Origin of the sequence: Oceanisphaera psychrotolerans (assembly GCF_001870485.1) — a bacterium.
GTDB lineage: Bacteria > Pseudomonadota > Gammaproteobacteria > Enterobacterales > Aeromonadaceae > Oceanimonas > Oceanimonas psychrotolerans.
Genome location: NZ_MDKE01000041.1, coordinates 1 through 14,033 on the forward strand (window position 1 = coordinate 1; position 14,033 = coordinate 14,033).

A 14,033-nucleotide genomic window follows, 5' to 3' on the forward strand; every position below is an offset into this window, starting at 1 on the left:
CAGACCCTGACCGAAACCTTCAGCTATACCGTCACCGATGCCGGTGAGCTGAGCGACAGCGCGACCCTGACCATCACCATCGAGGGCCAGAACGATAACCCGGTGGCGCTGAGCACCAACATCAATGAGCAGTGGAGTTTCGGCAAGGACTATCGCCGCGATATTTCCGTACTCTTTACCGATGTGGACAGCGCTGCGAACGGTGAAGATCTCGATTTCATTATCAAGGGCTTGCCATCCGGTCTTGCCTACAACCCGGACACCGGCATTATTTCCGGCAAGCCGACCGAAGCTGGCAAGTTTATTGTTACCCTGACGGCGGTGGATAAAGCAGGTAGCAGCGTGTCGCGTGACTATCTACTGGAAATCCTGGCTCCGCCTACAGAGACCACGGTTGTTAAGCCGGTCAACAAGACTGATGTTCCGTCTATCAAGGTGGATAATACCCGGGTGGTGAACGAACTTTCATCATTGCCGCAGGGGCTGGTCAGTAAAGACGGAAGCCAGGACGACAATGCCGGTGTCGGTTTTGTGAGTCCCAAGGTATCCATAGACACCGTGATGCTGTCGGAAGCCGGTGCATTGGTGGTGCAGACCACCGGCACCGATGGTAATACCACGGTCAGGGCCTCGGTTGATGTCAATGTCGGTGATAATGGCGAGGTGGTGTTCAGCACGGTACAGCAACAGGCCTTTGATATGGTCGCGATGCGGGTATCCAGTATTGTCTCTACAGCCGATAATGCGTTCTCTATCCGTATTGCCGACAGCAGTGCCGCCCAGGGGCAGAGCTACAGTGGCTCCCTGGCCGACGGCTCCGTGCTGCCAGACTGGATCACGATTGACCCGAACACCGGCAACGTCACCGTGAACTCACCCGAGCAGGTAAAAGATCTGACGCTCAGGATCCAGGCGACGGGTAGCGATGGCCAGATCCGTATTCTGGAGATCAAGCTGGATATCGAAGCCCTGCTGCGTAATAAGGCGGCCAGCAATCCGGAGCCGTCACCGGCGGAGTTACCGATCACCGGCTTTGTGCCGCTGGCCGAGCAACTGGCTACCGAAGTGGATGCGATGGAAGGTTACGGTAACCGGCTGTTGAATATGCTGACCAGGGTTTAAGGAGTTGATGTGAACCAACATGTTGCAGCTTTATTGGGGCTGGAACAACAATTGCGCAAGGCGAGCAGCCTTGCGCAGCTGTTTTATACCATCGTCAATCAAACCCATCATTGTGTGCCCTATACCCAGAGCGTGCTGATCCTGGGGGAAGAATTGAGCCATCTGCAGGTGGTGGCGGCCTCGGATATTCCAACGGTGGACTACACCTCACCGTTTGTTGCCTGGGTCGAACGTCTTGCCGCTCATCTGTCGCAGCAGCAGGGTGGCCGGCAACTGTCGGCGTTTGATGCCGGTCCGGTACCAGAGGCATTACACCATGACTGGCAGGACATGGCGCCGGAGCAGTTGCTGTGGATACCGCTGCGGGCGGCGGCCGATGACGGGCGCATACTCGGAGTCTTGTTGCTGTTTCGCGCCGCCCCCTGGACCGAGCAGGAGAGAGGGGTCATGGAGCATCTGTCCGGTACCATGGGGCATGCGCTGTTTGCACTGCAGCGCCGGTTGCCTTTCAAAAACCTGTTGCAGCGCATGCGCCAGCGAAAGGTCTGGCTGTTGCTGGCTGTCCTGCTGCTGGCTGTGATGTGGGTACCGGTGCGGCTCAGTACTCTTGCGCCGGTGGAAGTGATAGCCAGGGACCCACTGGTGATCAGCGCCCCGCTCAATGGCGCCGTCAAACAACTGGACGTCATGCCCAACCAGGGGGTTGAGCGCGGTGAGCCATTGGTACAGTTTGAAGATACCGAACTGGCCAATGAGTACGAGATAGCCCAGCAGGCGTTGCTGGTGGCCCAGGCCGAGCTGAAAACCGTTCAGCAAAGCGGTTTTATGGACCCAACCCAGAAAGCGCGCCTGGCCGAGCTGGAGTCGCGGGTAAAATTGCGGCAGGCGGAGCTGCACTATGCCCGCTCCCGGCTGGCAAAGACCACGTTGACCGCGCCGGGGGCCGGTATTGCGGTGCTGGGCGATCCGAACGAATGGAAAGGCCGGCCGGTGAATATCGGCGAGCGCATCATGCTGCTGGCCGACCCGAAAGCGGTAGAGCTGGAAATCATGCTGGCGGTGAAGGACTCAATTGCCTTGCAGCAGGGGGCCGAGGTCAAGGTGTTCTTTGATAATGACCCTCTGTCTGCCTGGTCGGCACATCTGCAGCACGCGAGCTATGAGCCGCAACGTACTCCCGATGATCTGATGGCGTATCGTCTGGTTGCCGGGCTTGGCGACCTCGAACACGACACCACGCTGCCCAGAATAGGGACGCGTGGCACGGCAAAAGTCTACGGCAACAGGGTCACTCTGTTCTTCTATCTGTTCCGTCGCCCTATTACCAGCGCACGGCAATGGCTGGGCTGGTAATGTCATGACAACCGGTGCTGTATTACCCCCCCTGCGTCAGAATCTGCGGTTGTTACCCGGGGCCCACGATGAAGATGGCGCTCCGCGCTGGCTGCTGTTTGACGCGGTGCGTAACCAGTATTTTGCGCTGTCGGCCGAGGCCATTTACCTGATCCGGCACTGGCAGGCGGGCGCCTCGGCAGAAGGTTTCTTGCAGGAGCTCAAAACGCAGGGCCATGATTATCGCCCCGAAGAGCTGGCGGCCTTTATCGATTTTGTGGTTTCGAACAATCTTAACGAGGCTCGCTCGGCCGAGGCCTCCGCCCGGATTTATCAGCAGCATGCCGCTCGGCTGCTGGGGTTCTGGCGCTGGTTGATCCATCACTACCTGTTTATTCGCATCCCGTTGTGTCGGCCGGATCCCTGGTTGAATCGCTGGACGCCCCGCCTGAACTGGTTGTTTGCGCCGGTCACCCATTATCTGCTGTTGTCACTCGGTGCGCTTGGTCTGGTGTTGGTGGTGCGTCAGTGGGACAGCTTCTGGTCTACCTTTCTGCATTTTTTCAGTCTGGAGGGGCTGGCCTTCTATGGGCTGACCCTGCTGGTGGTGAAAAGCGCCCATGAGCTGGGCCATGCCTTTGCGGCCAAACGTCAGGGCTGCCGGGTCGCCTCCATGGGCGTGGCCCTGCTGGTGATGTTTCCGGTGCTCTATACCGATACCACCGATGCCTGGCGGCTCCGATCCCGGGCTGCCCGGTTGCGTATTGTGACCGCCGGGGTTCGTACCGAGCTGTATCTGGCGCTGCTGGCGACCTTTCTGTGGAATCTGTTACCCGATGGTCCCTTGCGCAGCGCCGCTTTCTTTGTTGCCACTACCAGCTGGGTCACCTCGGTACTGGTCAATATCAGTCCCTTCCTGCGCTTCGATGGCTACTACGCCTTTTCCGACTGGCTGGGGATAGAGAATCTGCAGCAGCGGGCCTTTGCCTTTGGGCGCTGGCGGCTGCGTCATTTGCTGCTGGGATTGAAGGATCCCCTGCCCGAGCCGCAACCCCGGGGCAGAACTCGATTGATGGTGGCCTATGCCTGGGCGACCTGGCTGTATCGTTTTTTTCTGTTTCTGGGCATTGCCCTGCTGGTCTATCACCTGTTCTTCAAGGTGCTGGGTATATTGCTGTTTGTGGTGGAAGTGCTCTGGTTCATTGCATTGCCAATCTGGAGGGAAGTGAGCGTGTGGTGGAAGCGTCGGAGTGAATGCACCATGGGCGCCGGCCGCCTGCTGTTCTGGGGCCTGGCGACGGTAATGCTGATGTTGAGTCTGTTGCCCCTGCATGTGGGGGTGTCGGTACCGGCGGTACTGAAGGCCCGGTCGGAACAGAGCCTGTTTGTATCCGAGCCGGCCGTCATCACGGAGGTGATGGCGAAACAGGGTGATGCGGTTGAAGCCGGCCAGTTGCTGGTGAGGCTGGAGTCCGAACCGTTGAACTTCGAGTTGCAGCAGGTGGAAGAAGAATTGCGGCTGGCTGGGTTGTTGCTGGATCGCAGTGGTAGTTCGGTGCAGGAAAAGGCCGTTCGCGCCATTACCGAGCAGCAATATCAGCGCCTGCTGGAACGAAAGTCCGGGTTGCAGGCTCGGCAGGAGCGGCTGCAACTGCGGGCTCCCTTTACGGGGCGGATTACGCAAATTGAACCATTGCACCCCGGGGTGTGGGTGAGCACCGAGATGTCATTGCTGTCGGTGGTGGAACCCACCCGGTTCCATGTAGAGGGATATATCGGGGAGCAATACCTCGATCTGGTCGGGGCGGGGAGCAAAGGGGTCTTTATTGCCGATCGGCCGGGGATGGCGGCTCTGCCGGTTACCGTCCGTGATGTGGATATCGGCGCCGTCTTTGCTCTGCCTTATGGCGAGTTGAGCTCGGAATATGGCGGTCCCATTGCGGTACGGCGCGTCGTCGAAGACCGGCTGGTACCGGAAGAAGGGCACTACCGGGTGTCGATGACGCTGGATGATATCAAGCCCGTCGGCGGCGCCGATGCCCGCTTGCCCGGAGTGGTCAGGCTGGAGGGTGAGCCGCGCAGCTGGTTGTGGTATCAGCTGCGCAGGATGCTGGCGATACTGATCCGCGAAAGTGGTTTCTAAGCTCCATTCCGGTCAGCATATGGCCGCCGGTTCCTCAGCCGTCGCATGAAGCAAGGGGGGAGGGAAAGCCGATGGTCTGGTTTCTCCTCCCCCCTTCGTTTTCTTCCGTTTATCGCATTCAGCTTCTCGCCTTCACTTTCAGCCTTTCTTTTGCATTCAGCTTTTGTTGCCGCTGTTGCCACCGGTATTGCCGCCGGCCTTGCAATATACCCAGCGCCGCGATGACCAGCAGCCATATCAGCAGCGGTGTGCTGCCGAAGCGGGCATAGGGCGTCAGCCCTGTCATGCCGGTGACCTCGGTGCGCAGCACGCCCGCCTCGAACTGGGGCAGGCTGGCGGTGATGCGGCCCTTTTCATCGGTGACCAGGGTGACGCCGTTGTTGGTGGCGCGGATCAGCGGCCGGCCCAGCTCCAGCGCGCGCATGCGGGCAATCTGCTGGTGCTGCCAGGGGCCGATGGACTGACCGAACCAGGTGTCGTTGGACAGGGTCAGCAGATAATCGGTATCGGGCTTCATGTTGTCCCGTACCAGCCCGGGAAAGGCCACTTCATAACAGATGGCCACGCTCAGATGACGACCGGCGGCGTTCAGATCCGGCTGGCCGGCGTCGCCGCGGGAGAACGATGACATCGGCAGGTCGAAGAATGGCGCCAGCGGCCGCAGCAGGCTGCCGAAGGGCACAAATTCCCCCACCGGCACCAGTTGCTGTTTGTAATAGCGGTTACTGTGCTCGGGCTGGTAGGAAATGGCATTGCGGCCCAGGGTAATGACGGCGTTATAAACCTCGTCGGTATCGGGGCGGGACACGGTGCCGGTGATCAGGCTCTGGCCTCGCTCGTGCATCAGCAGATCCACCTGCTCCAGCCAGGGCGCCAGGTGCTGCTCGGAAGCCGGCAGCGCCGATTCGGGCCAGATCACCACCTCGGCATCCCGTTCGGGCAGGGTAAGACCAAGGTAGCGCTCCAGGCTCAGCTCGAGCTGCCCCGGGATCCACTTCAGCGACTGTTCGATGTTGCCCTGTATCAGGGCGAAACGGCTGCTCTGGGTGGGGGTCACCCACTGAATAAAGCCGGCACCGAAGGCCATGCCCCATAAGGCCAGCGCCGCCAGGCTCGGCCACCAGGAAGGTCGGTGTTGCAGCAGCAGCCACAGCGCCGCCGCGGAAAAGGTCAGCAGCCAGCTGATACCCTGCACCCCCATGATGGGGGCCAGCCCCGAGAGGGGCCCTTCCAGCTGGCTGTAACCGAACCACAGCCAGGGAAAACCGGTCAGCACCCAGCCGCGCAACCAGTCGGCGACGACCAGCAGTACCGGCAGCACCAGCAGGGCGCCGAGCGGGGATGACGGCACCAGCTTGCGCGTCAGCCAGAGCGCGGCGGCGGTATAGAGGCTGAGGTAGGCGGCCAGCAGCGCCACCAGCAGGAAGGCGACCGGCAGCGGAATGCCACCGAACAGGGTCATGCTGTTGTGGATCCACCACAGCCCCGGCAGATAGAGTCCCATGGCCCAGATAAAGCCGCGTCTGGCGGCCGGGGCCGGGCTAACGCTCTGGGTGACGGCATAAAGACCCAGCAGTGACACCAGCGCCAGTGGCCAGTAGTCGAAGGGGCTGAAGGCTAAAACGCCGAGGGCCCCGCTAAGCAGGGCCCCGAACATTGGCAGATAGTGACGCACGGTTATATGGCTTCCGAGGTGGAGGTTTCCTGATTGTTCGGTATCTTAACCTGTAACTGCAGCAGGCGTCGACGATCGGCGTGAGCCACCTTGAATACAAAGCCGTTGATATCAAGCTGCTCGCCCTTGGCGGGCAGATGACCGAAGGCGTGCATCACCATACCACCGACGGTGTCGGCCTCTTCGTCGCTGAAATCGGTATGGAAGAACTCGTTGAAGTCTTCGATATCGGTCAGCGCGGCCACCGCATAGACCCGCGTGCTGATCTGGCGGATTTCGGCGCTTTCTTCCGCATCGTATTCGTCTTCGATGTCGCCGACGATCAGCTCCAGAATGTCTTCGATGGTCACCAGGCCGGAGACGCCGCCGAACTCGTCCACCACGATGGCCATGTGGTAGCGTTGCTGGCGGAACTCCTTGAGCAGCTTGTCGAGCCGCTTGCTTTCGGGGACCACCACGGCGGGGCGCAGCACCTTGTCGATGGAGAACGCTTCGTCGGTGAGGCCAAAGCCGTAAGACAACAGGTCTTTGGCCAGCAATATGCCTTCGATGTGGTCTTTGTCTTCATTGACCACGGGAAAGCGAGAGTGGGTGGACTCGATAATCATGGGCAGGAAGGCGGAGACGGGCTGGGATTTTTCTACCGTCACCATTTGCGAGCGGGGGATCATGATATCCCGGACCCGCAGTTCGCTGACTTCCAGTACGCCTTCGATCATGTCCTTGGTGTCCTGGTCGATCAGCTCGCGCTGACTCGCATCCATGATGACTTCAACCAGTTCTTCACGATTCTTCGGTTCGCCCTGAAAAAGCTGGCCCAGCTTCTCAAACCAGTTTTTCTTGGTGGACGAACCGTTTTCTGAGTTCGAATTATCGTCGCTCATTGACCTTGTTTAACCTTCATCGTCTTGATAGGGGTTGGCAATACCGAGTTCTGCCAGAATGGCAATCTCTCTGGCTTCCATGATCTCGGCTTCATCATCCTTAATATGGTCGAAGCCGAGCAAATGCAAGCAGCCGTGTATCACCATGTGTGCCCAGTGGGCTTCAGGCAGCTTGTGTTGCTCGGCCGCTTCCCGCTCTACGACCTGACGGCAGATCACCAGATCGCCCAGCAGCGGCAGTTCGATACCGGGAGGGGCTTCGAACGGAAAAGACAGTACATTGGTGGACTTGTCCTTGCCCCGGTAGTCCCGGTTCAGCTCGCGGCTTTCGTGTTCATCCACCAGCCGTACCGTGATTTCGGTTTCGTCTTTTTCGTCTGCCAGGGCGGCCTTGAGCCAGCGCTCCAGTTGGGCTTCGCTCGGCAGCCCGGGTGCGTCATCACAGGCAAGTTGCAGATCCAGATACAGGGTCATGATGCGTTCTCGTCCGGGTGCTGGTCACGCTTCTGCTTATCGTCGAAGGCTTCATAGGCACGCACGATGCGGGCCACCACCGGGTGGCGCACCACGTCTTCTGCGCGGAAGAAGTTGAACGACAGTCCATCGACCCCGGTCAGCACTTCAATGGCGTGGCGCAGGCCGGATTTGGCGTTTCGGGGCAGATCGATCTGGGTAATGTCACCGGTGATCACCGCCCGGGAATTGAAGCCGATGCGGGTCAGAAACATTTTCATCTGCTCGACCGTGGTGTTCTGGCTTTCGTCGAGGATGATGAAGGCATCGTTGAGGGTACGGCCGCGCATATAGGCCAGCGGGGCGACTTCGATGACGTTGCGTTCAATCAGTTTTTCTACCCGCTCGAAGCCCAGCATTTCAAACAGGGCATCGTACAGCGGGCGCAGATAAGGGTCGACCTTCTGGCTCAGATCGCCGGGCAGGAAACCGAGTTTTTCGCCTGCTTCCACCGCCGGACGGGTCAGCAGAATACGACGCACTTCCTGCCGTTCGAGCGCATCGACCGCCGCCGCCACCGCCAGATAGGTTTTGCCGGTACCGGCCGGGCCGATGCCGAAGGTGATGTCGTGGCTGAGAATATGGGCGACATAGTGGGCCTGATTGGGGGTGCGGGGCTTGATCAGGCCACGCTTGGTCTTGATCACCACTTCCTTGCCGTACTGATAGCCTTCGTTGGGTTGCTCATCCTGCTCCAGCACCCGGCTGGCCTTGATGGCCAGATGCACCTGCTCGGGGGTAATGTCGGGTACCGACTGGCCCCGGACCGGCTGGGTGTCCACGTAAAGCTGTGTGAGCAGTTCGCCGCCGACCTTGACCAGGTTGGTCGGGCCCACCAGCTGAAAGTGCTGGTTGTGGTAGTTGATTTCCACACCCAGACGCCGTTCCAGCTGTTTGATGTTGTCATCGAAGGGGCCGCACAGGCTGGCCAGTCGCTGGCCATCGGCAGGCTGAAGTTCAAGTTCCAGGTGGGTGACGTTGGCTGTCAAGGTAACTCCTGAATATCGGGGATGGGGGAGTCGGGACTGGGGATAGGGGAGTCCGGTCCCCAGTCCCTGCTCCCGGTTCCCGGCAGTTAAGGCGTAAAGGTGGCCACACCGGTTTCGTCGGCCACGCCATCCGGGCGGCGAGCCAGGATGCTCTTGGGCGAGGTCTGTACTCGCAGGCCCATTTCGTTCTCGCCGCGGAGAAACTTGCCGCGCAGGCTGTGAGGCATGACTTCGGTGATTTCCACGTCGCAAAGCCGCCGATCAGAGTATGGGGACCGACAAAATTGACCACCCGGTTGTTTTCGGTTCGACCGCGCAGTTCCATGGGATCCAGCTTGGAAGGGCCTTCCACCAGGATGCGCTGGGTCGAGCCGAGCATCTGCCGGCTGATCAGCTGAGCCTGATTGTTGATCACCGTCTGCAGGCGGTAGAGTCGCTCTTTTTTCTCGTCCATCGGCACATCGTCCGGCAGATCGGCCGCCGGGGTACCGGGGCGTGCGCTGAAGATAAAGCTGAAGCTCATGTCGAAACCCACGTCTTCGATCAGCTTCATGGTCTTCTCGAAATCCTCGGCATCTTCGCCGGGGAAACCGACGATGAAGTCGGAGCTGATGGTGATATCGGGGCGAGCCGCCCGCAGTTTGCGGATTTTGGACTTGTATTCCAGCGCGGTATGCGGGCGCTTCATCAGGGTCAGAATACGATCCGCGCCGCTCTGTACCGGCAGGTGCAGGAAGCTGACCAGCTCGGGGGTATCCTTGTACACCTCGATGATGTCGTCGGTGAACTCGATGGGGTGGCTGGTGGTATAGCGGATACGGTCGATGCCGTCGATGGCCGCCACCAGGCGCAGCAGCTCGGCAAAGCTGCAGATGTCGCCGTCATGGGTATCACCCCGGTAGGCATTGACGTTCTGGCCCAGCAGGTTCACCTCGCGCACGCCCTGATCGGCGAGCTGGGCGATTTCGTACAGCACGTCGTCCAGCGGGCGGCTGACTTCTTCGCCGCGGGTATAGGGCACCACGCAGAAAGAGCAGTATTTGGAACAGCCTTCCATGATGGACACGAAGGCGGTGGCACCCTCGGCGCGGGGTTCGGGCAGGCTGTCGAACTTTTCGATTTCCGGGAAGGCCACGTCCACCTGGGCGCCGTTGCCTTCGAGCACGGATTTGATCATCGCCGGCAGACGGTGCAGGGTCTGGGGGCCGAACACGATATCGACAAAGGGGGCCCGGGCACGAATGGCGTCACCTTCCTGGGAGGCGACACAGCCGCCGACACCGATCACCAGCTTGGGGTTGGCGACTTTCAGCGGACGCCAGCGGCCCAGCTGATGGAACACCTTTTCCTGCGCTTTTTCGCGGATGGAACAGGTGTTGAGCAGCAGCACATCGGCCTGCTCGGCGTCATCGGTGAGCTGATAGCCATGAGTGGCGTCCAGCAGATCGGCCATCTTGGATGAATCGTATTCGTTCATCTGACAGCCCCAGGTTTTGATATGAAGTTTTTTGCTCATGGCACTCTTTGAATTACGGCAAGGGTCATGCGTTCAGGACCGGGGATTCTACTCTTTTCTACCGCCAGTGACCAGATAATATCCAGTCGCCGTGGTGGCAGATTACTCCCGAAATACCGCACTTTTTGCGGTAGAATAGCCGAAAAATCGCGAGGTTAGCACGAGGTCAGCGTATGGAACATTGTGATATTGCCATCATCGGCGGCGGCATGGTCGGGGCACTGGCCGCGGCCCTGCTGGCACCGACCGGTCTGAATATTCGGGTGATCGAAGCGAAAACCCCCGCGGCGTATTCGCCCGAACAGGAACCGGATTTGCGGGTGTCGGCCATCAGCGCCAGCTCGGTGCGGCTGCTGCAACAGGCCGGCGCCTGGGAGGCTATCGTTGCCATGCGCGCCTGGCCTTATCGGCGGCTGGAAGCCTGCGAGTGGCAGGGGTTCAGCACCCGCTTCGAGGCCCGGGAGCTGGATTGCGAATATCTGGGCTACATGGTCGAAAACCGCCTCATCCAGCTCGGCTTGTGGCAGGCGCTGGCCCAGTGGCAGAACGTGGTGCTGGATTGCCCCAATGGGCTGGTTGGGCTGTCACAACACGATGCCGGTGCCGAGCTGGACCTGGAGGGCGGCCAGCAGTTGCAGGCGCGGCTGGTGCTGGCCTGTGACGGTGCCGAGTCTCGTACCCGTCAGCTGGCCGGAATTGGGGTAACGGCCTGGGACTATGCCCAGCATTGCATGCTGATCGGCATCGAAGGCGACGGTCTGGAGTCGGATACCACCTGGCAGCAGTTTTTCCCCAGCGGCCCTCGGGCTTTTCTGCCGATGGGCCCCCGGCAGGGCTCTCTGGTGTGGTATGACCAAAAGGCGCGGATTGCCGAACTGGCGACACTGGATAATGCGGCGCTGGCCGAACAGGTAGCGGCGTACTTCCCGCCTCGGCTGGGCAATTTCAGGGTGCTGAACAAGGGGCACTTCCCGCTGCGTCGCCGCCATGCCAATGACTATGTGAAAGGGGCCGTGGTGTTGCTGGGCGATGCGGCCCATACCATCAACCCGCTGGCGGGGCAGGGGGTGAACCTCGGCTTCAAGGACGTGGCTGCGTTGAGCGAGCTGATTCATCAAGGGGTGGAAGCGGGCCTCGATATTGCCGCCGCCGAGCGGTTGCAGCGCTATCAGCGCCGGCGCCGGCCCGACAACTTGCTGATGCAGTCGGCCATGGATCTGTGTTATCACACCTTCAGCAACGATCTGTTTCCTCTCAAGCTGCTGCGTAACCTGGGGCTGAAAGCCGCCGAGCACAGCGGGCCGCTGAAAAACCGTGTGATGAAGTACGCCATGGGGCTTTGAAAGCGGGAACTCGAGATTAGGGGCTGGAATTAAAACGGGGGTTCGGGACTGGTGATCGGGGGTTCGAGCGTCGTTATGCTGATCCCGAATCCCGAATCCCGAATCCCGAATCCCGAATCCCGGAAAGCAAAAAACCAGCCATAAGGCTGGTTTTTTTAATATGGCTGGGGTACCAGGATTCGAACCTGGGAATGGCGAGATCAAAACCCGCTGCCTTACCGCTTGGCGATACCCCAGCAATGGTGGCTATGGCGGGATTCGAACCTGCGACCCCATCATTATGAGTGATGTGCTCTAACCAACTGAGCTACATAGCCACTGCTTTCTTGTTGATGACGTCTCGTCACCGAACGGGGCGCATTATGCGTATCCGGGCCGAAAGCGTCAACCGTTTTTTCCCTAAAAATTGGCCCCTCTCAATCGTTTGGCCAGAAACTAGTCATTGCGGTGCAAGGGTAAACAGCGGGGATGTTTTTTCACACAAAAAAAGACCGAACCATGAGGTTCGGTCCATGCAGCCTTGCACCCGCCAACGGGGGGCGGTATAGGCGGCGTCTTAGACGTTGAACAGGAAGTTCATCACATCGCCGTCCTTGACGATGTAGTCCTTGCCTTCGGAGCGCATCTTGCCCGCTTCCTTGGCACCCTGCTCGCCCTTGTAGGCAATGTAGTCGTCATAGGCGATGGTCTGGGCGCGGATAAAACCCTTTTCGAAGTCGGTGTGGATCTTGCCGGCCGCCTGCGGGCCGGTGGCACCCACGGGGATGGTCCAGGCGCGTACTTCCTTCACCCCGGCGGTGAAGTAGGTCTGCAGGTTGAGCAGCTCGTAACCGGCGCGGATCACCCGGTTCAGCCCCGGCTCTTCCAGCCCCAGATCGGCCATGAACTCGGCGGCCTCCTCGGCATCCAGCTCGGCGATCTCCGACTCCATGGCGGCGCATACCGGTACCACGATGGCGTTTTCGGCGGCGGCGATTTCCATCACCTGGGCCAGGTAGGGGTTGTCCTCGAAACCGTCGTCATTGACGTTGGCAATGTACATGGTCGGCTTGATGGTGAGGAAGTTCAGGTAGTCGATGGCTGCCTTTTCTTCTTTGGTCAGCTCGACGCTGCGCAGCATCTTGGCCTGCTCCAGTGCCGGCAGCAGTTTTTCCAGCACCGTGATTTCGAATTTGGCATCCTTGTCGCCGCCCTTGGCTTTCTTGGCGTTGCGCTGGATGGCCCGTTCGCAGGCATCCAGATCCGCCAGTGCCAGTTCGGTGTTGATCACCTCGATATCGTCCTTGGGCGACACCTGGCCGGCCACATGCACGATGTTGTCGTTTTCGAAGCAGCGCACCACATGGCCGATGGCGTCGGTTTCACGGATGTTGGACAGGAACTTGTTGCCCAGGCCTTCGCCCTTGGACGCACCGGCAACCAGGCCGGCGATATCCACGAATTCCATGGTGGTGGGCAGTATGCGCTGGGGCTTGACGATCTCGGCCAGGGCGTCGAGCCGCTTGTCCGGCACCGGTACCACGCCGGTGTTCGGCTCTATGGTGCAGAACGGAAAGTTGGCGGCTTCGATACCGGCCTTGGTCAGCGCGTTGAACAGGGTGGATTTGCCTACATTGGGCAGGCCCACGATACCGCATTTAAAACCCATGATGAGTGTCCTGAGAGTGATGACTAAAAGTTACTTGGTGGAGTCGGCGTTAAAGGCATGCAGGCGATTCATCGCCTTGGTCATGCCGTCGTTAAATAGAATATCGGTGCTGCGGGCGGCTTCGTCTACCGCGGCTTCCAGCAGGCTGTGTTCGGCGGCCGGTGCCTTGGTCAGTACGAAACCGGCGACCTGGGACTTGTGCCCGGGATGACCGATGCCGATGCGCAACCGATAAAAATCCTTGTTGTTGCCCAGACTGCTGATGGTGTCTCGCAGGCCGTTGTGGCCGCCGTGGCCGCCGCCCTGCTTGAAGCGGGCGGTACCCGGGGGCAGGTCCAGTTCGTCGTGGGCCACCAGAATCGACTCGGGCGGGATCTGGTAGAAGTTGGCCATGGCGGCCACCGACTTGCCCGAACGGTTCATGAAGGTGGCCGGGATCAGCAGGCGAACATCTTTACCATTGATGCGAACCCGACCGGTCCAGCCGAAGAACTTGGCTTCTTCCTTCAGTTGGCCGCCGTGCATCCGGGCCAGTTCGGCCACATACCAAGCGCCGGCGTTATGGCGAGTATGAGCGTATTCGGGGCCCGGATTACCAAGCCCGACAATCAGTTCGATAGGGTGCATATGCTGAGTTGGCCGTTAAAATGACGCCATATTCTAATTAATAGCGGCAATAATGGCCACCTCGGTCGAGTCAATCCACCATAATAGGCTGGCGGAAGGCGGGTTCGATCATGGATAAAGTGGCTGTTCCGGTTCCCTCATGCAGCTCGCCTCATCTCTCGTGCAACAAAAAAGCCCGCATCAGCGTAATGCCGTTCACTTAAGGTGAACGGCATTTTTCTTTCTGACTGGGTACGTGTTC

10 protein-coding genes, 2 tRNA genes and 1 pseudogene are annotated in these 14,033 nt (G+C 59.7%); 4 read left to right on the forward strand and 9 right to left on the reverse strand.

The annotated features are described in order from the left end of the window. The 3 genes from BFR47_RS13300 to BFR47_RS13310 all read left to right on the forward strand — a co-directional run. A partial coding sequence (locus BFR47_RS13300) for a putative Ig domain-containing protein (RefSeq protein WP_139215188.1) occupies positions 1 to 1,122 on the forward strand: 1,122 nt, incomplete at its 5' end. 9 nt (positions 1,123 to 1,131) lie between these two features. Beyond that, entirely contained in the window at positions 1,132 to 2,475 is a 1,344-nt protein-coding gene (locus tag BFR47_RS13305) for an efflux RND transporter periplasmic adaptor subunit (protein ID WP_071473524.1), read from the forward strand. A gap of 4 nt (positions 2,476 to 2,479) precedes the next feature. Beyond that, the gene (locus BFR47_RS13310; protein ID WP_071473525.1) at positions 2,480 to 4,597 is read left to right on the forward strand and encodes a site-2 protease family protein; all 2,118 of its coding nucleotides are present in this window, start codon (positions 2,480 to 2,482) and stop codon (positions 4,595 to 4,597) included. Positions 4,598 to 4,715: 118 nt separating this feature from the next. Here BFR47_RS13310 and lnt read toward each other — a convergent pair whose 3' ends face one another. The 5 genes and pseudogenes from lnt to miaB form a co-directional block, all read right to left on the reverse strand. Then, complete coding sequence (gene lnt / locus BFR47_RS13315; protein WP_071473532.1) at positions 4,716 to 6,254, reverse strand: apolipoprotein N-acyltransferase; 1,539 nt, start codon at positions 6,252 to 6,254, stop codon at positions 4,716 to 4,718. 20 nt (positions 6,255 to 6,274) lie between these two features. Next, entirely contained in the window at positions 6,275 to 7,156 is an 882-nt protein-coding gene (corC, locus tag BFR47_RS13320; RefSeq protein ID WP_071473526.1) for a CNNM family magnesium/cobalt transport protein CorC, read from the reverse strand. Between the two features lie 9 nt (positions 7,157 to 7,165). Then, positions 7,166 to 7,630, reverse strand: coding sequence for an rRNA maturation RNase YbeY (gene ybeY / locus BFR47_RS13325; RefSeq protein WP_071473527.1), 465 nt, complete (start codon positions 7,628 to 7,630; stop codon positions 7,166 to 7,168). Then, positions 7,627 to 8,658 (reverse strand): PhoH family protein, encoded by a 1,032-nt coding sequence (locus BFR47_RS13330; RefSeq protein ID WP_071473528.1) that lies wholly within the window; start codon positions 8,656 to 8,658, stop codon positions 7,627 to 7,629. Before BFR47_RS13330 ends, ybeY begins: the two co-directional genes overlap by 4 nt. An 86-nt stretch (positions 8,659 to 8,744) precedes the next feature. Beyond that, positions 8,745 to 10,174 (reverse strand): annotated as a pseudogene (gene miaB, locus BFR47_RS13335) (tRNA (N6-isopentenyl adenosine(37)-C2)-methylthiotransferase MiaB). Between the two features lie 173 nt (positions 10,175 to 10,347). Here miaB and BFR47_RS13340 point away from each other — a divergent pair. Continuing rightward, positions 10,348 to 11,517 carry an FAD-dependent monooxygenase gene (locus BFR47_RS13340; protein ID WP_071473529.1) on the forward strand — a complete coding sequence of 390 codons (1,170 nt, stop codon included), beginning with the start codon at positions 10,348 to 10,350 and terminating at the stop codon, positions 11,515 to 11,517. A 161-nt stretch (positions 11,518 to 11,678) separates the two neighbouring features. On the opposite strand, the gene BFR47_RS13345 is transcribed toward BFR47_RS13340, so the two are convergent. The 4 genes from BFR47_RS13345 to pth form a co-directional block, all read right to left on the reverse strand. Continuing rightward, a tRNA-Gln gene (locus BFR47_RS13345) sits at positions 11,679 to 11,753 on the reverse strand. 4 nt (positions 11,754 to 11,757) lie between these two features. Beyond that, positions 11,758 to 11,834 (reverse strand) — tRNA-Met (locus BFR47_RS13350). Positions 11,835 to 12,073: 239 nt separating this feature from the next. After that, the gene (gene ychF / locus BFR47_RS13355) at positions 12,074 to 13,165 is read right to left on the reverse strand and encodes a redox-regulated ATPase YchF (protein ID WP_071473530.1); all 1,092 of its coding nucleotides are present in this window, start codon (positions 13,163 to 13,165) and stop codon (positions 12,074 to 12,076) included. 30 nt (positions 13,166 to 13,195) lie between these two features. Then, a complete protein-coding gene (gene pth, locus BFR47_RS13360) occupies positions 13,196 to 13,792 on the reverse strand; it encodes an aminoacyl-tRNA hydrolase (RefSeq protein ID WP_071473531.1) in 597 nt (198 codons plus the stop codon). Positions 13,793 to 14,033: the final 241 nt, after the last annotated feature.